The following is a 19,414-nucleotide window of genomic DNA, read 5'->3' on the forward strand; positions in this document are numbered from 1 at the left end:
CCTCCACCGAGGTACTGAAATCGGTGGATCTCGAGACGCCCGCGAGGCGGGCTGCTCGATCAGCATGCAGTGCCCGCTCCGCGGGCTACTCGGTCAGCGACGAGCGCGCGTTCCGGCGGTCCAACCGGTGGACCGCTCCCGTCCGCTCCCTGCGGGTCGCGACCGCACGCTGGGCGAGCGCCGCCGGCCGCTGCTTGCTCACGACGGCCCCCTCGGTCGGGCTGCTCGCCCTGCGCGCCGGCCGACCGCTTCCGGTGGAACGACCACGGACTCCTCCCGCTCGCGCGCCTCGTCCTCCCGGCGGCTCAGCCAGCCGGGTCCGTCGCGGCGCAGCTGCTCGACCTCCGGGCTCGGCGACACGGGCGCGCGCCGCCGCCGCACGAGCTGCACCTGCTTGACGACTCCCACGACGACTCCGATGCCGAAGAACGGCAGTCCGATCCCCGCCACCAGCCACAGCGGAGCGTGCCGGCGGCCCCCGCCGACGACCGCGGCCGGGTCCCAGCCCACGTCCGCGGCGAGCACGACGATCATCGCCACGAACACGCCGCTGAGCACCGCCAGCGTCCAGGGGTGGCGGAGGAGGAGCGCCTGCGCGCGCTCCGACACCCTCCGCCTCGCCATTCCGCGAGCCTAGGGGCCGGGTGGTCGCGCCCGCGATGCCGTCGGGCTGCCCCTCTGGACACGACCGCGGCCGTGCGGAAAACTGGGGGCGATCGTGAGACCCGGCCCCCGTCTCCTTCGACTCTCGAGCACACGCGCGCACGCGCCGCTCGAGAGGTGGAATCCGCCCTCCGGTCTCACGACCCGCCACAGACCGGTTGCGTCGCCTGGATTCCACGGGGGTGGGGTCGGGCCCGGTCTCGCCCCCTTCTCCGTGCGCCGACTACGACCCCGGACTCGCGGATCACGACGGGATCGCGCCCTACGAGCCTGAGGGGAGCGGGTCGAGGTACAGGCTCGAGGTGCCGGCCAGGTCGGCGCTCGTGCGTTCGATTTTCACGGTCCGCGTCGGGTCGATCCCGGGTGGCGTGTCGATGACGTAGCTCGCGAGGACGTGACTCTCCCTGCAGCCGATCCCCTCCGGATCCGACTGCAGCCTCGTCTCGACGCGCAAGCTGTCCGGAGCGAGCACCTCGAGCAGGACCGGCTCGTTCAGGCACTGCCCGCTCCCTCCCGTGGTGATCACGAACGAGCGGCCGTCGTCCCGCCACTGGATCGGCAGCGCCGACGTCGGATCCTCGATGGGGCCCCAGTAGCCGTGGCGGTAGACCGCGCCGTCCGGCGAGAACGTCGGCTCGACGGCGGGAGCGGCCGGGGCCGTCTCAGGCGGCACCTCGGCGTAGTCCACGAGCACCCACAGGCCGACGCCGAACGCGACGATCGACGCCACGATGCGGAGGGCCTTCGTCTTTCCGCGACGAGAAAGCGGACGTCGTGTCGGGTGCGAAAGAGGAGTCACCGATTTAGTGTCGTCCGGCGCCCCACGACACTCCACCTCGATCGGCGATCACTTCTCCGCACGGCGTCGTTCGCGTTCGGCCTCCTCGGACCTTTCTCGGATCCGTCGCCAGAACTCGGCCTCCCAGGCGGCGGGGTTCTGGTCGTAGTCGTCCGCGGCCGCCCGGTACCGGTCGTACGCACGGCGCGCGCGTGCTTCGTCCCACTCCCGGATCGCGACGTCGTTGAGGAGCTGCCCGCCGAAGTGCACGATCTCGTCGCGGTATCCGCCCATCGCCTCCAGCATCCAGTCGCTGTGGTCGTCGGCCTGCGCTCGGGTGCGCAGGTAGTCGGCCCATCGTGCGTCGAGCTGGGCTCGATGCGGATCCACTGGGCGGTCGGGGGAGGGGGTCTGCTCCATGACCGGAACCCTACGACTCGTCCCGGAGTCGCCCCGAAGGCTGTCGCATTCCGGTGAGACGAAAGCGGCGCTGCGGACGTTACCGAGTGAGAGTGTTCAGAGGGGGGACTGATGACGGCATCGACTCGGGACGACGAGGTGCTCGCGCGCGTCGAGGAGCGCCTCGAGGTGCGGATCACCAGGGCGACGCGAGTCGCCCGGCAGCGGCGCACCGCCGGCGTGCTCGTGGGGCTCGGCGTCGTGGCCGCGGGCGTGGCGGCCGGGATCACCACCTTCGAGGCCGCCACCTCCCGGACCGTCCGCGACGGCGCCGCCTGCTACGCGACAGCCGACCTGAACGAGCCCGATCTCGCGGTGGCGATCATGGTCGAGGGACTGCCCGACGAGATCACGCAGCGCGTCGCACTCGCGACCTCGATGTGCGGCTCGGACGAGTCGGTCAGCGCCGTCTGCGTCCGCCCCGACGGTCTCGCCGCCGTCTTCCCGACGGCGCGCGACGAGCCCGACGCCGAGTGGTGTGCCCGTCTGGGCCTCGACAGTCTCGAGTCGCGATGACCGGCGAGAGCGCCGCCGCGGACGACGTCGCCCTGTTGAGCGAGCTGGCGGGAGGGTCCCGCGACGCGTTCGGCGTGCTCTACCGCCGTCACGCGCTGGCCGTCTACCGCTACGCCGTCGCGCGGCTGCGCAGCGAGGAGGACGCGGAGGACGTGCTGCAGAGCGTCTTCTTCGCGCTCTGGCGGAAGCGCGCGAGCACGCACTTCGTCGGCACCTCGGCCCTGCCGTGGATGCTCGTCGCCACGCGGCTGGAGTGCAACAACGTCCTGCGCGCCGCGATCCGCCAGGTCGCCCGCGAGCAGCCCGACGCCTACGTCGGCACCGCGTTCTCCGCCGAGCGCCTCGTCGAGGCCCGTCTCGTGCTCGAGGACGTCACCCGGGCCGTCTCGCGGCTGCCCGAGATCGACCAGCAGATCTTCCGCCTCTGCCTGGTCGAGGACCTCTCCTACGCCGACGCGGCCGCGCAGCTCGACGTGCAGGTCGGCTCGGTCCGCAACCGGCTGTCCCGGCTGCGCCGCCTCCTCGGCAGCCGCGTCGAGGTCGGCTGACTCCGGAGGGGGGCGAGCAGGCACTGCTGGGAAGGGCGGTCGCACCCCCCGCCCCGCGGTCGTGATGCAACCGAGATCGGCGCCCCCCGGACGACGGATGTGCACCCGGGCACCGCGCTGATAGACATCGGTCGGATGTGCGGCGAGCCCGCGGACCGCGCTCGATCGCCCGTCTCTCACCACTCACCACCAGCCGAAAGAGCATCGCGATGACGCCTTCCCTCTCCCGTCCCCTCGTCTCCGGACTCGCCGCCCTGGCGCTGACCGGCGGCCTGTTCGCCGGCGCGGCTCCGGCCCTCGCCGCGAGCGCGCCGCTGTCGATCGCCGCCGCAGCCGTCACCGCCGCCGACGGATCGGTCCTCGGCAGCGGGCAGCAGCTCGCCAAGGGGCAGTCGATCGTCTCCCCGAACGGCACCGTCCGTCTGGCCTTCCAGGACGACGGCAACGCGGTCGTCTACAACGCCTTCGGCGTCGTCTGGCAGTCCGCCACCCAGGGCCGCGGCGACCGCCTGATCATGCAGGCCGACGGCAACGTCGTCATCTACGACGCCACCGGCCGTCCCGTCTGGTTCACCGGGACGAACGACCCCGGCTCCACCCTCACGATCCAGGACGACGGCAACCTCGTCGTCTACCGCGCCACCGGCACCCCCGCCTGGGCGAGCTTCGTCAACAACCGCATCGCCGCGCCCGACGTCCTCACGCTCGAGTCCGGGCAGACCCTCGCCGCGGACCAGCAGCTGACCGCCGGGCCGAGCCGCGCGATCATGCAGGCCGACGGCAACTTCGTCGTCTACACCGGCAGCACCCCGCTGTGGTTCACCGGCACCAGCGGCGCCGGCAACCGCCTCGTCATGCAGACCGACGGCAACGCCGTGATCTACGGCGCCGACGGCTCTGTGAAGTGGTCCTCCGGAACCGCCGGCAACCCGGGCGCCACCATGTCCCTCGGCGGCGACGGGAACCTCGTCATCGGTGCCAGCGATCGGGGTCCGCTCTGGAGCAGCTCCGGACAGCTCCGCCGCGACACGCTGCAGAACAACTACCTCCTGCTGAGCAACGAGCAGCTGACCTCGGCGAACGGCGCCTGGCGGGCCGTGATGCAGCGCGACGGCAACTTCGTCGTCTACGGTGCCCGCGGCGCCGACTGGTCGACCGGCACCTCGATCCCCGGCAGCATCGTCGGCCTGGACATCGGCTACCTCGTCGTCTACGCCCCCGGCTCCGGCGAGGGCCAGGGCTACTGGGAGAACACGCCGAAGCCGAGTGAGACCGGCGAGCCCTATCGCCTCGTCATGCAGAACGACGGCAACCTCGTCGAGTACGACGGACTCGGCGTCGCCGTCTGGGCCAGCCGCGGCGTGTAGCTTCCCGGGACGATCCCGAGCACGAAGGCCCGCCCCCGGATCCGGGAGCGGGCCTTCGCGCTGCCCGGGACCTCGCCGGTCAGCCCGCGGACCCGATCAGCTCTTGGACCCGATCAGCTCTTGGACCCCGTCAGCGCCAGCGTGCCGCCGAGGCCGATCATCATCACGCCGCCGGTGCCGGTGAGGGTCGACATCCGCTTCGGCGACGACGCGAACCACGAGCGCGCGGTACCCGCGGCCAGCGCCCAGACGCTGTCGCAGACCAGCGCGAGGGCCTGGAAGGTGAAGCCGAGCAGCAGCAGCTGCGCCCAGACGGGGCCGGCGGCCGGGTCCACGAACTGGGGGAGGACAGCGACGAAGAAGGCGACGGTCTTCGGGTTCGTGAGGCCGACGACGAAACCCTGGCGCAGGAGGGTCCACGACGACGCCGGGGCAGTGGTCGAGGCGCCGACGTGAGCGTGGCGGTGGCGGATCGCCTGCACGCCGAGCCACACCAGGTAGACGGCTCCCGCGAGCTTGAGGACGGTGAAGGCGACGACCGACGCCGCGACGACGGCGCCCACACCGAAGGCCACGGCGAAGATGGCCGGCATGATCCCGAGCGCGTTCCCGAGCAGGCTCAGCACCCCCGCCCGGCGTCCGTAGGCGATCGACCGGCTGATCGTGAAGAGGACGCTCGGCCCGGGGATCACGATCAGGGCCACCGACGCGAGGGCGAACGCCAGGAAGTGCTCGGGGGAGATCATGCCCGAACAGTAGCGCCGCGCGGTCCCGAACGGGGACCGGGCATGTCAGTGCTCGCCGAGGTCGTCGCCCGGCTCGACGTCCGCCAGTCGGAAGGGGCCCTCGTGGAGAGGGCCGCGGCTCCACATCGCGACGGTGGCCCAGCCGAGGTCGGAGTGGGCGACGCTCCCCTCGGGGATGCCGCGGGTGAACAGGGCGTAGTCGACGCCGTCGAGGGGGAGCGCGGTGACGTTCCACCCGTCCCGGTCGCGGGCGAGAGCCTGAGCTCGTTCCTCCGTCGCCCTCATCGCGGCGCGCGCCTCCTGCGTCGGCAGGTCGGTGGGCAGCACGTCCAGGAGCAGGCAGCCGACGGCCAGGCTCGCGGTCGCGACCGAGTCCGTCACCGTCCCGTGGACGGAGCCTCGAGGTCCCAGCCGGGTGCCGGTGCGCCGCATCGTGCGGATCGTGACGCGGTGCTCCGGCGTCGCCCGGTCGACGGCGATCAGCACCTCGTCGAGCGGGCCGTCGTCGGTGCGGCCCAGGCCCGTGACCGTCCAGGGCTCCGAGATCGGCGGGAGGAGGGTCAGCATCCTGCCATCCAACTCGGCGGCCGTGGTCCTGCCAAGGCCATGGCGCGCATCGAGGACCCGTTGCGGAGAGTGCAGGTCCGCAGGTCCCTGTGGGGGCGTACTCCGGCTCGTGGAATTCGCTCGGGCTCGTGGGATTCGCGCGGATCGACGTGCCGAAGGGCGGATCGCGTGCCCGAGGTGGTGGCGGGTGCGCTCCGGCTCGCGGAATGCGCTCGGGCTCGCTGGAAACGCGCGGATCGACGTGCCGGAGGGGGTTCCGCGAGCCGGAGGTGCGGCGCCGGACGCGCCGTCGCGTCAGCCCTCCCGCTCGACGAGCGTCCGCAGCGCGTCGCGGACGAAGCGGGCGCCGGCCACTCCGCCGTAGTGCGCAGCGAAGCGCTCGTCGGCGACGTACATCTCGCCGAGGCCGAGCAGGTACTCGTCGCTCGGAGCGCCGGACGCGTCGCGGGGCGTGCCCGGCACGTCGGCGAGCCACGCCCGCTGCCGCTCGGCGAGCGCGAGCGCCTCCTCGCCGGCCGGGTCCGCGCCGCTCGCCGCCGCGGCGGTCCAGGCGCCGGCGAGGTCCGCCTGCCGCCGGAGCCACTGCTCCCGCTCCTCCGCGGTCATCGAGCGCCACCAGCGATCGCCGTCGGCGTAGGCCGGCGCGCCCCAGCGGCGCTCCACCTCCTCGCGGTGCTCCGCGTGGTCGAACCCGTCGAACATCTCCTCGGCCATCGGCCCGGTCCCTTCTCTCATCGCCGCGACGGTCGCGGCGACCGCGCGGATGCGGCGGTCGAGCCGCCGCCGCTCCTCCCGCAGCACGTCGAGGTGCCGCTCGAGGGCGGCCGCCGGCTCGGTGTCGCGGTGCAGGATCCGCCCGATCTCGGACAGCCCGACACCGAGGTCGCGCAGCAGCAGGATCCGCTGCAGCGTCACCAGCGCTGCCGCGTCGTAGTAGCGGTACCCGTTCGCGCCCAGCCGGCTCGGCGGCAGCAGCCCCTCGGCGCCGTAGTGCCGCAGCGTCCGGCTGGTCGTGCCGGCCAGCCGCGCCACCTCGTGCGCGGACCACTCCTGCGCGGACCACTCCTGCGCCGGCCCTTCGTGCTCCACCGCGTCCTCCGTTCCCGCCTGCCGGGCGGATCCCGGGGCGATGGAAGTGACGCTACGGGTTGACGCAGCGTCAGAGTCAAGCGCGTTCCGGGTCGGCCGCAGCGCCGTCCGGCCAGGACCCTCAGGCGCGGGCGAAGGCGGCGAGCTCGTCGCGGAGCCGGTACCAGCGGCGGAGCTCGTCCTCGGTCAGCCGCTCGTCGAGCGGAGGCCCGGCCTCCGCGGGCGGCTCACCGCTCGGCGGGAGGGAGTCGTGCTCGATGCTCACACCAGGACCCTGGGCCGGGCGCCGTCCCGGTGTAGGATCGGACGGGAGGCCCGGCCGGAAGTTCCGCCTCCTCCGGTCGGCGACCCCCGGCACCGTCACCGGCAGGGGCGAGGCCGCCCGGTCGGTGCTGTGCGGACCGCTTCCGGTGGGGTTCGGGCGGGCGCCGTCAGCCCCGCGACCGGCTCGCGTGCGCGCGGGCCTTCATCCGGTTGCCGCAGGTGGCCATCGAGCACCACTTCGCGGTGCCGGGTCGGCTGCGGTCGAGGAGGAAGAGGTTGCACTCGTCGTTCGCGCAGGCGCGGAGCCGCCCCGGGAACCGGGCGCTGACGGTCGACCAGGCGAGGACCGCCTCCACCGCGAGGCGATCGGCCTCGGGAGCGCTCAGCTCCCACTCGACGCCCTCGGCGGTGACGCGCGGGGTGCGCACGGCGTCGGCGATCACGCCCGAGAGCTCCGCCACGGCCGCGGGTGCGCCCGAGCGCACGACGGCCTGGAGCGCGTCGCGGGCACCGCGCAGCCGCTCGAGCTCGTGCTCGGTGCCGACGCCGCCCCACCGTCGCGCGAGCTCCGGCCCGGACGCGTCACCGAGGTCGTCCGTCGGCCGGCCGTCGACCACGGGCGAGCTGTTCAGCACCGCCAGGAGCAGCTCCTCGTCCCGGTCCATCGCTCCCCGCTCTCCCGCGCCGAGTGGCCCGTCCCTCCATGCTAGCGTCCTGCTAACCAGTAAATCTAGTTGAAAGGGTTAGTCATGGATACCGTCCATCACCGCACCGTCTCCGTGGGAGGGCTCGACGTCTTCTGGCGGGAGGCCGGGCCCGTCGACGCCCCCGTCCTCCTGCTGCTCCACGGCTACCCGAGCAGCTCGCACATGTTCCGCCACCTGATCCCCGCCCTCGCGGGGCGCTACCGCGTCATCGCCCCGGACCTCATCGGCTTCGGACGCTCGTCCGCGCCCTCCGTCGACGACTTCGACTACACCTTCGCGGCTCTGGCCGAGACGACCGGCCGCTTCCTCGAGACCATCGGGGTGTCCCGGTACACGATCTACGTCCAGGACTACGGCGCCCCCGTCGGCTGGCGCCTCGCCCTCGCCGACCCCGCCGCGGTCGTCGGCGTGATCTCGCAGAACGGCAACGCCTACGAGGAGGGTTTCGTCTCCGGCTTCTGGGATCCGATCTGGGCCGACGCCGACGAGCGGACCGACGCGACGCGCGACGCCCTCCGGCCGGCCCTCGGCCGCGAGGCCGTCGAGTGGCAGTACACCCACGGGGTCCCCGACCCCGGCACCGTCGACCCGGACGCCTGGGAGCACGACCTCGCGCTCCTCGCCCGCCCCGGGCAGGACGACGTGCAGCTGGCCCTCTTCCGCGACTACGCCACCAACCGCGAGCTGTACCCCGCCGTGCAGGCCTGGCTCCGCACGTCCCGGGTCCCCGTCCTCGCCGTCTGGGGGCGCAACGACGAGATCTTCGCCGCGGCCGGTGCTCGGGCCTTCACGCGCGACGCGCCCCACGCGCAGGTCGAGCTCGTCGACGGCGGGCACTTCCTGCTCGAGTCCGATCTCGACCGCGTGGTCGGCGCTATCACCGGCTGGCTCGAGTGAGGGAGCCGTCGCGCCTCCGCCTCGCCCTCGTGCGGGTCCGAGCCAGTGGACAGCGAGGGTCGCTTCGTACAGTGGAGGCATGAGTGTGATGAAGGAGACGGGCACCGCACGGCGGACCGGACGCGGGTGGACGCGGGCCTCGCTCGTGCTGGGCGTTCTCGCCGTCGCGTCGTACGCGATCGGATACCTGGCGGTGGCTCACCTGTGGCGGGGCGATCCCCTGGTGATCGGGATCGCGACGACGCTGCAGTACGTCCTCCCGCTGGCCGGCGTCGTCGTCGGCCACGTGGCGCGACGACGCGAGGGTCCTCGCCGCGAGTCGACGGTGGGGCTCGTGCTGTCCTACCTCCTGCTGGCCGTCGCGGTGGTGCCGGTCGTCATCGGGTCGTTCGGGCTGCTGGCGCGCTGAGGCGACCCTGCCCACTTCGGTCGACGTCGGGTCTGCGGCGTCCGACCTCCCCGGGCGCCCGCAGCCGACGCGCGGCCCTGCATGCTGGTCGAGTAGCCGCGCAGCGGCGTCTCGAGACCCACCCCTCTCGGTGACGCCGGATCTCGATGCGCGCCCTGCGGTCGCTCCTCGGTCAGCAGGGGGCGGCGCAGCGCCCGGGGGACGCGGCAGGCCACGAAGGCCCGCCCCCGGGTCGGGAGGCGGGCCTTCGCGCTCGCGCGGAGCGCCGGGGTCAGCGGCGGCTGGCCCAGATGACGCGGTCGGTCGCGTCGTACTCGACGAGGTTGCCGTCGTTCTGCATGACGAGGCGGAACGGGCCGGTGCTGAAGAGCACGTCGGGGACGTTGCCCCAGTGGCCCTCGCCCTCCTGGGTGCCCGGCGCGTTCATCACGAGGAAGCCGTCGCCGGCCAGAGTGAGGAAGCTGCCGCGGATCGACGTGCCCGTGGACCAGTCGGCGCCGCGGGGTCCGTAGACCACGAAGTTGCCGTCGGCCTGCATCACGGCGCGCCAGGCGCCGCTCGTCGAGGTCAGCTGGTCGCCGCTGACGAGGACGCTGCCGTCCCGCAGCGTGTCGCGGCGGGTCTGGCTGAGGCTCGTCCAGACGGGTCCGCGCGGGCCGTCGATGACGAGGCCGTCGCCGCCGAGGTACAGCTCGGCCCCCGGGTTCCCCGCGGTGCCCGACGCCCACTTCACCGATTCGCCGTCGCCGTAGACCACGGCGTTGCCGTCGGTCTGCATGACGAGGCGGTTGCCGACGCCGCTGGTGCCGGTGGACCAGCGCGCTCCCTGCGGGCCGTAGAGGACGAAGTTGCCGTCGGCCTGCATCACCGCCATCTCGGGTCCGGCGGTCAGCTGCTGGTCGGCGAAGAGGGTCTGCCCGGACTCGAGGATCGGGTCGTCCGGGGCGGCGATGCGTCCGTTGACGCTGCTGGCCCAGGCGGGGGAGCCGCTGTAGCGGTAGACGACGAGGTTGCCGTCGTCCTGGATCCACAGCGTGGAACCGAAGTCGCTGGTGCCGGTGAACCAGACGGGACGGCCGGCGGCGTCGTAGATGACGAGGTTGCCGTCGGTCTGCATGACGAGGCGCTCGCCGCGGCCCTGGGTGCCGGAGCTCCAGGTCGCCCGGCCCGCGTTGTAGACGACCGCGTTGCCGTCGTCCTGGAGCACGAAGCGGACGGCGCCGTTCGCGGAGAGGAGTCCCTGTCCCTTGACGAGCTGCGATCCGGGGCTGAGGTTCGCGGGCTCGTAGACGGCGGCCTCGGAGGCGGTCGTCATCGCCGGCGGCGCGCTCGCGGCGAAGGCCGGAGCCGCGCCGGCGAGCAGGCCGCCGGTCAGCGCCAGAGCGGCGAGGCCGGAGGCGAGGGGACGGGAGAGGGAAGGCGTCATCGCAGTGCTCTTTCGATCGGTGGTGGCGGGCGCGATGCGGGTCGTCGAGCCGCCGTCCGCCGCCTGTCCCCGTCCCGAGAAGCGGGAGGAGAGGCATCGACTGCGGGCTCGCAGGGCATCTGGCTGATGTCTATCAGCGCCGGGGGCTGTTCCACATCCGCCGTTCAGCTGTCGCCCGTCTCGGTTGCATCACGCCCGCCGGCCCGCCCTTCCCTGAGCGGGTGACCGAATCGACGCGGACGGTCCCTTCCTCGCCGTGCTGTCGTCCGAATCGACCGCCGGGCAGGGCGGTGCTCGGAAAGAGGCCGTCTTGGACCAGCCGGAGGCGCCCGGTACCGTCGGCCCTCCTGACCGTGGTCGTCGGAACAGGAGTGGTGTCCTCGTGACGACGACGAGCATCGGGCTCGCGCCGACTCCGCAGTCGGGCACCGGGTCGTCCGTGCCTGTCGCGCCCCCTGCGGGGTCGCGCTCCGGCGGGAGGGCCGGCGCCTCGCTCCGCCGGAGTGGGGAGTCGTGCGGGAGCGGCTGTCGTCGCCGGAGGGCCGGTGCAGCCGTTCGGATACGATCGACCACCGTGCCTCGCCGTTCTCCTGCCGCCCTCAGCGCGAGCATCCGCGCGGCGGGGGAGCGGCTGTTCCGGGAGCGCGGCTACTCGCGGGTCACCGTCCGCGAGATCGCGGCGGAGGCGCAGGTGGATCCCGCCGTCGTCGTCCGCCGGTTCGGGTCGAAGGAGGCGCTGTTCCTCGACGTGATGCAGGTGAGCATCCAGGACCGCCCGGAGCTGGACGTGCCGCTGCGGGACTTCGGGCGCAGCTTCGTCGCCTCCCTGCTCGCGGACGAGCGCGACACGCAGGCCGTGTTCCTCGCGCTGGTGCGCGGGGGGAGCGAGCCCGCGATCGGCGCCCGGCTGCACGCCGTGCACGAGGAGGCGTTCGTGGCTCCGCTGCGGGCCCGCATGACGGGGCCGGACGCGGACCTGCGTGCACGCCTGGCGGCGGCGCTCGTCGGCGGACTGCTGCACTCGATGTGGGTGGTCGGCGACGAGGTGCTCCTCGCCACCGACCACGAGCAGATCGTCGAGCGCTACGGCGACGCGCTGCAGGGCCTGCTCACTCCCGCGGACCGGTCCGGCCCGCCGGCATCCGCCTGACTACTGCACGGACCAGCCGCCGTCGCTGGGCAGGATCGCCCCGTTGATGTTCACGCCGTCGTCGCTGAGCAGGAAGGTGATCGACGCCGCCAGCTGCTCCGCCGACGCGACGGAGGGGATCGCGCTCTGGAACGGGGCGAGCCGGGCGCTGCCGGCCTCGGAGACGTTCGGCGGGAAGGGGATGCCGGTGGCGACACCGCCGGGCGCGACGGCGTTCACGCGGATCCCGCTGCCCGCGTACATGAACGCGGCGCTCCTGGTGAGACCGACGACGCCGTGCTTGGAGACCGTGTAGGCGTTGCCGGACGCGTTGCCGCGCAGTCCCGCCTCGGAGGCGACGTTGACGATCGATCCGGCCGCGGCCGCGAGCATCGCGGGGAGCGCGGCTCGGGAGAGCTTGAAGCTGCCGGTGAGGTTGATGGCGATCACCCGGTCCCACACCGCGTCCGAGGTCTCGTGGGCGGGGGAGAAGTCGTCGTTGATCCCGGCGATGTTGGCGAGGCCGTCGATCCGCTCGCCGGCCGCCGCGACGATCGCGTCGATGTCGTCCTGCTTCGTGATGTCGCCGGCGACGGGCACGATCTCGGCGTCCGGCAGCGAGGCCGCGAACTCCTGGAGCCGCTCGGCCGAGATGTCCACGGCGACGACCCGGCCGCCCTCGCGGGCGATGCGGGAGGCGGTGGCGCGGCCGATCCCGGACGCCGCGCCGGTGACGATCACGGTCCTCCCCGCGAAGCGCCCGGGGGTGACGCTCTCGCGCCAGCCCGTGCTCTCCACGGCCTCGGGCACGACGCCGCCGTTCGCCCGCAGCACCAGATCGTCGACGACGCTCTGCGGGAGCTGCCCCTGACTCAGCGCGACCAGCTGCTGCAGCGGCAGCGAGCGCACCGGCGCCAGCTTCGCCTCGTCGAAGCCGCCGGCGGCGCCGCCGAGCACGTCGCGGATGAGTGCGGAGCCCTCGGGGTGGTTCAGCCATTCCCCGATCGAGCTCTGGGCGGTGAGTGGGGCGGTCGTGGACATACGTCCTCCTTCTAGGCGGTCGAGCAGTGAAGTCAACTTAGTTGACTTCGTGCGCCCGTGCCACGTCTCTGAGGAGACGGAGAAAGGCGAGTGCGCTCCAGTCGGGCGTCATGTCGGGTGCTCGCCCGACGGGCTGCGCGCCACAGCTAGGCGCTGATCCCCCAGGGAACCGCTAAAGGTTCTAATCTGGTGGCGAAATTAGTAGGTTTAGCGGATTTCTGGAGCTTGATGAGATCGTTCGAGGACCTCGACACCTTCATCGGCTCGGTGCCCTTCGACATCGTCACCTCGCTGCGGGTGGTCGACACCGGCCGGGGAAGCGAGGCGCTGTTCCGCGACAAGCTTCCCGCGCTGCTCACGTCGCTCGCCGCGAGAGCCAGAGTCGCCAGCATCGAAGCGTCTTCCGCCATCGAAGGCGTCGTCGTGGCGGACAAGGCTCGAGCTGCCGCCATCCTCTCCGGAGACGTCCACGGTCTGCGGGACCGCAGCGAGCAAGAGCTCGCCGGCTACCGCGAAGCGCTCGACTACCTGTACCAGGAGTCGTGGCGCCCGCTGAACATCGGCCTGCTGCTGCACCTGCACCGCCTGCTGTTCCGTTACACCGACGTACCCGGCGGCGGATTCAAGTCCTCCGCGAACCTCGTCGTCGATCGCCACCCCGACGGCAGCACGACGACACGTTTCACGCCTGTCGCTCCGTCCGAGACGCCGTACTACCTCGACGAGCTCATCGCCCGCTACAGCGGGGCGATCGCTGCTGATCGGCACCACCCCGTCCTGTTGATCGGCCTGTTCGTCCTCGACCTGCTCACCATCCACCCCTTCCTCGACGGCAACGGCCGCATCAGCAGGGCCGTCACGAACGCCCTGCTGCAGGACGTCGGCTACGACGTCACTCGGTACGTCTCGTTCGAGGACCGGATCGCTCAGACCGCCGACGCCTACTACGCCGGTCTCCTGTCCTCGACCCACGACTGGCACGCGGGTCGGCACGACCCCTGGCCGTGGCTGCGCTACTTCGTCGCCGTCCTGAACGACTCCTACGACCGGTTCGGCGAGATCACTGCCGCGAACCGGTCCACGGGGAGCAAGCAGGACCGCGTCCGCGACTACGTGACGAATCACGCCGCCGCCACGTTCCGAATCGCCGACATCCGCACCGCCCTCCCCGGCGTCAGTGATCAGACCATCCGCCTCACCCTCGACCAGCTCCGCGTCGCCGGCGTCGTCAGGTCTGACGGGGCCGGACGCACCGCCACCTGGACCCGACTCCACGGTGCCGCGACCTGATCGGAGGAGCATGACCGCGCCGGGCCCCACCGTGCGCCCGCATCTGGTTCCATGGACGTGCGCGTGCGTCCGTCCGGTCGCACTGCTCCTCCCGTGAAAGGTCGTCGGATCCGTGGTCTCCCAGGTCGTGCTCGTGGACGATCTCACCGGTGCGCCCATCGCCGCCGGGCGCGGCGGGACGGTGTCCTTCTCCGTCGGGGACGACGCGTACGAGATCGACCTGTCGGCGGCGAACATCGGGCACCTGCACCGCGCGCTCGCTCCGTTCGTGGACGCGGCCCGGCCGCTGTCCGAGGCGCCGGCCCGCTCCCGGGTGACGTCGATCGCCGCGAGCGCCGGGCGGAAGAGCCCCGAGATGCTCGCCGCCATCCGGCACTGGGCGCGGCGGCACGGCTACGAGGTCCCGCGCTCCGGCCGGGTGCCCTCGGACGTGCAGGCCGCGTACGACGCGGCGCACTGATCCGGACGACCCCGGTCGCCTTCGCGGCCGCGAGGGGCCGTCTCGTGCTGATCGAGTGGCCCGCACCGCAGGCGTATCGAGATCCCCCCGGTGTCGGAACAGAGGTCTGCAGGCCTGCCGTGCTGGCGACAGTGGGTCTCGATACGCACCTGCGGGGCTACTCGACCAGCATGGGGCCGGCCGGCTGCGCTTCATGCTGATCGAGTAGCCCGCACCGCGGGCGTATGAAGATCCGCCCGCGGGAGGACCGGGCCCTCAGCGCTCGCGGCCGTCGATCTCCTGATCGCCGAGGTGGGCGCCGTAGAACTCCGACTGCTGCCGCATGAGCTCGCGCATCGACACTCCGGGGCCGACGCCGTAGACGGTCCCGACGAAGTCGAGCCCGCGCTGGATCGCCCAGATCTCGTCGTGGCGCTCCGGCGGGAGGATCGTCGCCGGCGTCCCCACCGCGACCCAGCCGATCGGGACCACGGCGCCCGGCTCGAGGACGGTGTTCACCTGCACGACCGCGTTGATCCGGACCTCGGCGCCGGCGCCGATGCGGCTGCCGGGGAAGAGGGAGGCGCCCGTGGCGATGAACGCCTCGTCCTCGACGGTGCTGCCGTTCACGTGCGCGTGCGGGCCGATCATGACGGCCGCCCCGATGCTCACCGGGTGGCCCGCCCGGGCGCGGATCAGAGCGTTCTCCATCACGATCGTGTCCTCGCCGACGACGATCTCGCCGTCCTCCGCCGAGAGCACCGCTCCGTGGAGGACGCGAGCGCCCGGCCCGAGGCGGACGGCGCCGGCGATCACGGCGGACGACGCGACGGACGCGGTCGGATGGATCACGGGCTCGCGGTCCCGATGTCTGGTGAGCATGCGCTCGCTCCTCGTCTCGCCGAGCGCCACCCGCTCGGCCCGCTCACGACGGTATCCCCGCCCGGGCGCCTTCCGGTCCTCAGCAGAAGGTGCCGCGGGGCGCTCGTCGCGCGCACCCCCGTGTCGGGTGTACGGTCGTCGCATCTGAGGTAAAACGCAGGCCGCGCCGGTCTGCACGCGCACGCGGCATCGAGAGATCCGCCACTTCTTCCCTGTGAAGGAGTGCGCCCATGGTGCTCGACACCCCCCGATTCGCCCCGCGAGACACGGCTCCCCGCCGCCTGCGCGACGCCTGGATCGCCCTCGCCGGACTCTCGGCCGTCTTCCTGTTCGAGATGCTCGACAACTCGGTCCTGAACGTCGCCCTGCCGACGCTCGGTCGCGAGCTGCACGCGTCGACCGCGGGCCTGCAGTGGGTGACGGGTGCCTACTCGGTCGCGTTCGGCGGCCTCATGCTCCTCTTCGGCGCGATCGCCGACCGCTTCGGACGCCGCAGGGTGATGCTCGCCGGCCTGGTGCTGCTCGCCGCCGCGAGCCTGGCGACCGCGGCCGTGACGACGACGGAGCAGCTCATCGCCGTCCGGGCCGTGATGGGGGTCGCGGCGGCGATGACCACGCCCGGGTCGATGGCGCTCGCCTTCCGCCTGTTCGGGACCGACGACCTCCGGGTCCGGGCGCTGACCGTCGTCTCGACCGCCGGACTCGTCGGACTCGCGGTCGGTCCCACCGCCGGTGGTCTCGTGCTGGCGGTCGCGCCGTGGCAGGTACTCCTGCTCGTGAACGTGCCGATCGCGGTGCTCGCGCTGATCGGCATCCGCCTGGGCGTGCCGGCCGACGCCCAGGCCGACCTGCACCGCGACCCGGTGGACGTCGTCGGCGCGCTGCTCGGCACGGTGACGATCGCGGCCGCCCTCGTCGCGCCGACGCTGTTCGTCGGCACCGGATCCACGGGCACCGACGCCGACGGGACCGGGACCGGGATCGGACCGTGGGCGCCGTGGGCGGCCGTGGCGACGGCGGTCCTCGCGGGGACCGGCTTCGTGCTCCGCCAGCGCACCGCCCGGCATCCGCTGCTGGACCTGCGCCTCGTGGCCCTGCCGCTCGTCTCCAGCGGACTGGCGTTCAAGGCCGCGACCGGTCTCGCCGTCGGCGGGCTCTCCTACCTGGTCACGCTCCAGCTGCAGCTCGCCTGGGGCTGGAGCCCGGCCGCCGCGGCGCTCGGCCTGCTCCCGCAGGTCGTCGTCCTCCTCGCCGGCGGTCGCTTCGTCGGCCCCTTCGTCGCGCGCGTCGGCCTCGAGCGCGCCGCCGCGCTGAGCGCGGGCGCCGTGGTCGCCGGGCTCGCCGTCTTCGGGCTGCTCGGCCGCTTCGGCTACGGCGGGGTGCTGGTCGCCCTCGTGCTCGTCGCGGCGGGGATGCGCGTGGTCGGCGTCGTCGCCGGGACGAACGTGCTCCGCGGGCTCCCGGCCGAGCGCACCTCCGTCGGCGCGGCCCTCGTGGACACGGCGAGCGAGCTCGCGACCGCGGTCGGCATCGCCGCCGGCGGCACGATCCTCAGCGCGCTCGTCGCCGGCAGCATCACGAGCGCCCGGGCGACGGCGGCCGGGGCCGAGCAGCTCTCCGGCGCGGTCGGCGTCGCCGGGCTCGTCCTGGCCGGCCTCGCCGCCGCGCTCGTCGCCCTCGGCGTCCTCCGGGCGCGCACCGCCCCCTCGGAGCAGTGACGTCGATGCCGAGCAGGACGCCGGCCGGCACTCCCCGCGGAGCGCCGGCCGGCGTCGGTGCCGTGCCTGACCGGTCGGGTCAGCGCTGGACGAGCGGGATCGCGATGTCGGTGACGTCCGCGCCGATCGTGCCGAGGCGGGTGGCCGTGCCGTTGAGCACGCCCACCTCGTAGAGCGAGCCGTTGACCGCGGCCAGGCCGATCGAGCCGATCGAGCCGCCGTTGCGGAGGACGGAGTAGATGTCGAAGCCGGTGACACCGGCGGCGTCGACGCCGAGCTTCCCGGTCGGCGCCAGCGTGCCGGCGTTGGCGGGGGACTGGATCGCGATCTGGTCGAGCGCCGTGTCGAGGACGAAGAGGGTCGTCGCCGTGTTCGGGTCGAGATCGTTGTTCGTGTACGCGGCTCCGTTGACGCCGGTGGCGACGGCGGGCGCGGCGTAGCTGAGCGCGCCGTCGGCCACGGTCGCGGCACCCGGAGTCGCGAACGGCTGGCGGAGGTTCTGGCCGGTGTCGCTGATCACGCGGAGGGCGTTGGCGGCGGGGTTGAAGTCGACGCCGAAGGTGGTGCCGCTGAGCGCCACGGTGAGGCGGGTGACCGGGGTGGCCACGCCGGTGGTCGCGTCGATGGAGTAGACGCCGGCGCTCGCCGCGGTGTTCCCGACGCCGTAGAGCTCGCCGTCCTGGACGCGGTAGTCGATGCCGACGAGCGCGGTGTCGCCGCCGGTCAGACCGGTGACGGCGACGCTGCCGGAGACCGTGCCGGGCTTGAGGGGGTTGAACTGCACGAGCGCCGTGCCCTCGTCGGCGAGACCGACGACGCGCAGCTTGGCGGCCACCGAGCGGGCGGCGCTGACCAGAGCGCTGCTGGCATCGCTGGTCGCGGCGGCGGGAGCGACAGTGCTCGCGCCGGCCAGCACGGGGGCGACGGCCATCACGCTCGCGACGGCGACAGCGGTGATGCCGACTTTCAAGGTCCTGCTCATCATGAACTCCTCGAGACTTCCGGTCGCCGCAGATCGGCGACTCGAAGAGGGGTACTGCCCGGCCCCCGCGAGCGTTCATCCGCGCCGCAAGATTCTTCTGAGCTCGGTACGCCGGGGGTCGGTTCGCGTACCGGAGGGTGAGCTCGGGCTCGCGGAACGGGCTCGGGCTCGCTGGATTCGCGTGAGATGGCGAGCCGGGGTTCGGATCGCGTGCCGGAGGTGGTGGCAGGCGCGCTTGGGCTCGCGGAACGGGCCCGGGCTCGCTGGATTCGCGTGGGATGGCGAGCCGGGGTTCGGATCGCGTGCCGGGGGTGGTGGCGGGCGCCGTCCGGCTCGCGGAACGGGCCTGGAGTCGCCGGGATCGCTCGGATGAAGGCATGCTGATCGAGTAGCCCGCGGAGCGGGCGTATCGAGATCCACCAGCGTCAGAAGGGGAGTCTGCAGACCTGCCCTGCTGATCACGGCGGGTCTCGATACGCCCCTGCGGGGCTGCTCGACCAACATGACGCCGATTCGCCTCGCGGACAGCGGCGGGACAAGCGAGCCGCTGCTCGCGATCCCGGATGCTGTGGGGTGGGCGTGGGCTCGCGGTGGCGACTGGCGGCGACGCGCTCAGCCGATGATCGGCGAGGTGATCGACCTCAGGTCCTGAAAGCGCGAAACCCGAGCGCCGCGTCCATTCCGGACGGGTCTCGGGTTCACTTCCCGGGACTCATCGGCCCGGGCTGCCATGAGTGTACCTGTCAGCGGCTCGGGCGAGCAGGCATGCAGGGGAGCATCGTCCCGATCTGTCGCGAGACGTCCGCACCGAGAAGAAGGCCGCTCGCAGAGGTGTCTCGCAGACATCGAGAGCGAGGACGATGTCGTCGTGCGAGGGGCCAGAGCTCCTCGAGGGTCACTCTGGCGCGTCGGCCTTGTACACCTTCCGGAAGGCGTCCTTGCGGGCGATCCTGCCGCCGCGGAACTCGTAGATGTCGCAGCCGCGGGTGACCTGGGGCTCGCCGTCGGGGCCGGTCCCGGTGAAGGACCAGGTGGCCGCGCCGCGCGTGCCGGCGATGAGGGGCTCTCCCTCCTCGTGCCGCTCCTGGCCGGTGTCGAAGGCGAGCATCAGCGCGAAGCCCTCGCGGACCTGCTCCTTCCCGGACCAGGTCCGGCCGGGCTCGGGACCGACGGACGCGCCGTAGACGCAGTCGTCGGTGACGTGGCTCATCAGCTCCTCGAGGTCGTGGCGGGACCAGGCGTCGCTGAACGCCGCCAGCACCTCAGGCGTCATCTCGCTCGTGGGGTGATCGGTCGACAGGGAATCGCTCATCGGTGAACTCCGGTCCTTCGAGTCGTGGACCGTCATCGGTCGCTCTGCGACAGTGGCAGGCTCCGGGTCGTGGAGGCAACGTCCTCTAGCTGTAGTTCCTCGGGACGTTGTGAACGGGTGACGTAGAAGAAGACCTCCGGGACGATGTGGGTTACCACACACGCATCGTCACCGGAGGTCTTCGT

The 19,414-nt window shown here is 72.7% G+C and carries 22 protein-coding genes; 9 read left to right on the plus strand and 13 right to left on the minus strand.

The window, feature by feature from the left end:
- Nucleotides 1–198: 198 nt before the first annotated feature.
- The 3 genes from EDF45_RS11745 to EDF45_RS11755 form a co-directional block, all read right to left on the minus strand.
- Nucleotides 199–624 (minus strand): hypothetical protein, encoded by a 426-nt coding sequence (locus tag EDF45_RS11745; RefSeq protein ID WP_148060257.1) that lies wholly within the window; start codon nt 622–624, stop codon nt 199–201.
- A 301-nt stretch (nt 625–925) separates the two neighbouring features.
- Entirely contained in the window at nt 926–1,393 is a 468-nt protein-coding gene (locus tag EDF45_RS11750) for a hypothetical protein (protein WP_123736040.1), read from the minus strand.
- Nucleotides 1,394–1,510: 117 nt separating this feature from the next.
- Nucleotides 1,511–1,861 (minus strand): hypothetical protein, encoded by a 351-nt coding sequence (locus EDF45_RS11755; RefSeq protein ID WP_123736039.1) that lies wholly within the window; start codon nt 1,859–1,861, stop codon nt 1,511–1,513.
- Nucleotides 1,862–1,972: 111 nt separating this feature from the next.
- On the opposite strand from EDF45_RS11755, the gene EDF45_RS11760 reads away from it, so the two are divergent.
- From EDF45_RS11760 to EDF45_RS11770, 3 genes are all read left to right on the plus strand, one after another.
- Nucleotides 1,973–2,416 (plus strand): hypothetical protein, encoded by a 444-nt coding sequence (locus EDF45_RS11760; protein WP_123736038.1) that lies wholly within the window; start codon nt 1,973–1,975, stop codon nt 2,414–2,416.
- Nucleotides 2,413–2,964, plus strand: coding sequence for an RNA polymerase sigma factor (locus EDF45_RS11765; RefSeq protein ID WP_123736037.1), 552 nt, complete (start codon nt 2,413–2,415; stop codon nt 2,962–2,964). Before EDF45_RS11760 ends, EDF45_RS11765 begins: the two co-directional genes overlap by 4 nt.
- Nucleotides 2,965–3,173: 209 nt before the next feature.
- Entirely contained in the window at nt 3,174–4,331 is a 1,158-nt protein-coding gene (locus EDF45_RS11770) for a hypothetical protein (protein WP_123736036.1), read from the plus strand.
- A 113-nt stretch (nt 4,332–4,444) separates the two neighbouring features.
- Here EDF45_RS11770 and EDF45_RS11775 read toward each other — a convergent pair whose 3' ends face one another.
- The 5 genes from EDF45_RS11775 to EDF45_RS11790 all read right to left on the minus strand — a co-directional run bounded on the left by EDF45_RS11775 (nt 4,445) and on the right by EDF45_RS11790 (nt 7,662).
- Nucleotides 4,445–5,077 carry a LysE family translocator gene (locus EDF45_RS11775; protein WP_123736035.1) on the minus strand — a complete coding sequence of 211 codons (633 nt, stop codon included), beginning with the start codon at nt 5,075–5,077 and terminating at the stop codon, nt 4,445–4,447.
- 45 nt (nt 5,078–5,122) lie between these two features.
- The gene (locus EDF45_RS11780; protein WP_123736034.1) at nt 5,123–5,644 is read right to left on the minus strand and encodes a hypothetical protein; all 522 of its coding nucleotides are present in this window, start codon (nt 5,642–5,644) and stop codon (nt 5,123–5,125) included.
- A gap of 294 nt (nt 5,645–5,938) precedes the next feature.
- Nucleotides 5,939–6,733 carry a MerR family transcriptional regulator gene (locus EDF45_RS11785; protein ID WP_123736033.1) on the minus strand — a complete coding sequence of 265 codons (795 nt, stop codon included), beginning with the start codon at nt 6,731–6,733 and terminating at the stop codon, nt 5,939–5,941.
- Between the two features lie 121 nt (nt 6,734–6,854).
- Nucleotides 6,855–6,998, minus strand: a complete 144-nt coding sequence (locus EDF45_RS21260) for a hypothetical protein (protein ID WP_185020156.1) — start codon at nt 6,996–6,998, stop codon at nt 6,855–6,857.
- A gap of 166 nt (nt 6,999–7,164) precedes the next feature.
- On the minus strand, nt 7,165–7,662 hold the full coding sequence (locus tag EDF45_RS11790) for a CGNR zinc finger domain-containing protein (RefSeq protein ID WP_123736032.1): 498 nt from the start codon (nt 7,660–7,662) through the stop codon (nt 7,165–7,167).
- A gap of 84 nt (nt 7,663–7,746) precedes the next feature.
- Here EDF45_RS11790 and EDF45_RS11795 point away from each other — a divergent pair, with 84 nt between their 5' ends.
- Both EDF45_RS11795 and EDF45_RS11800 read left to right on the plus strand, forming a co-directional pair.
- Nucleotides 7,747–8,601 (plus strand): alpha/beta fold hydrolase, encoded by an 855-nt coding sequence (locus tag EDF45_RS11795; RefSeq protein ID WP_123736031.1) that lies wholly within the window; start codon nt 7,747–7,749, stop codon nt 8,599–8,601.
- A 79-nt stretch (nt 8,602–8,680) separates the two neighbouring features.
- Nucleotides 8,681–9,010 (plus strand): hypothetical protein, encoded by a 330-nt coding sequence (locus EDF45_RS11800; protein ID WP_132435514.1) that lies wholly within the window; start codon nt 8,681–8,683, stop codon nt 9,008–9,010.
- A 271-nt stretch (nt 9,011–9,281) separates the two neighbouring features.
- Here the strand turns inward: EDF45_RS11800 and EDF45_RS11805 are convergent, their stop codons facing one another.
- On the minus strand, nt 9,282–10,436 hold the full coding sequence (locus EDF45_RS11805; protein ID WP_123736029.1) for a hypothetical protein: 1,155 nt from the start codon (nt 10,434–10,436) through the stop codon (nt 9,282–9,284).
- Nucleotides 10,437–11,010: 574 nt separating this feature from the next.
- Between EDF45_RS11805 and EDF45_RS11810 the strand changes: the two genes are divergently transcribed.
- Nucleotides 11,011–11,586: a TetR/AcrR family transcriptional regulator gene (locus tag EDF45_RS11810; RefSeq protein ID WP_123736028.1), complete on the plus strand. Its 576-nt coding sequence runs from the start codon at nt 11,011–11,013 to the stop codon at nt 11,584–11,586.
- Here EDF45_RS11810 and EDF45_RS11815 read toward each other — a convergent pair whose 3' ends face one another.
- The gene (locus tag EDF45_RS11815; RefSeq protein ID WP_123736027.1) at nt 11,587–12,606 is read right to left on the minus strand and encodes an SDR family NAD(P)-dependent oxidoreductase; all 1,020 of its coding nucleotides are present in this window, start codon (nt 12,604–12,606) and stop codon (nt 11,587–11,589) included.
- A 228-nt stretch (nt 12,607–12,834) separates the two neighbouring features.
- Between EDF45_RS11815 and EDF45_RS11820 the strand changes: the two genes are divergently transcribed.
- Nucleotides 12,835–13,896, plus strand: a complete 1,062-nt coding sequence (locus tag EDF45_RS11820; protein ID WP_123736026.1) for a Fic family protein — start codon at nt 12,835–12,837, stop codon at nt 13,894–13,896.
- A 112-nt stretch (nt 13,897–14,008) separates the two neighbouring features.
- Nucleotides 14,009–14,356: an Lsr2 family protein gene (locus tag EDF45_RS11825; RefSeq protein ID WP_123736025.1), complete on the plus strand. Its 348-nt coding sequence runs from the start codon at nt 14,009–14,011 to the stop codon at nt 14,354–14,356.
- A gap of 255 nt (nt 14,357–14,611) precedes the next feature.
- On the opposite strand, the gene EDF45_RS11830 is transcribed toward EDF45_RS11825, so the two are convergent.
- Nucleotides 14,612–15,217, minus strand: coding sequence for a gamma carbonic anhydrase family protein (locus EDF45_RS11830; RefSeq protein WP_123736294.1), 606 nt, complete (start codon nt 15,215–15,217; stop codon nt 14,612–14,614).
- A 230-nt stretch (nt 15,218–15,447) separates the two neighbouring features.
- On the opposite strand from EDF45_RS11830, the gene EDF45_RS11835 reads away from it, so the two are divergent.
- Nucleotides 15,448–16,935 carry an MFS transporter gene (locus EDF45_RS11835; RefSeq protein ID WP_123736024.1) on the plus strand — a complete coding sequence of 496 codons (1,488 nt, stop codon included), beginning with the start codon at nt 15,448–15,450 and terminating at the stop codon, nt 16,933–16,935.
- A gap of 79 nt (nt 16,936–17,014) precedes the next feature.
- On the opposite strand, the gene EDF45_RS11840 is transcribed toward EDF45_RS11835, so the two are convergent.
- Entirely contained in the window at nt 17,015–17,917 is a 903-nt protein-coding gene (locus EDF45_RS11840; protein ID WP_207901615.1) for a DUF4394 domain-containing protein, read from the minus strand.
- Between the two features lie 895 nt (nt 17,918–18,812).
- The gene (locus EDF45_RS11845; protein WP_164874578.1) at nt 18,813–19,229 is read right to left on the minus strand and encodes a nuclear transport factor 2 family protein; all 417 of its coding nucleotides are present in this window, start codon (nt 19,227–19,229) and stop codon (nt 18,813–18,815) included.
- Nucleotides 19,230–19,414: the final 185 nt, after the last annotated feature.

Origin of the sequence: Rathayibacter sp. PhB186 (assembly GCF_003751825.1) — a bacterium.
Lineage (GTDB): Bacteria > Actinomycetota > Actinomycetes > Actinomycetales > Microbacteriaceae > Rathayibacter > Rathayibacter festucae.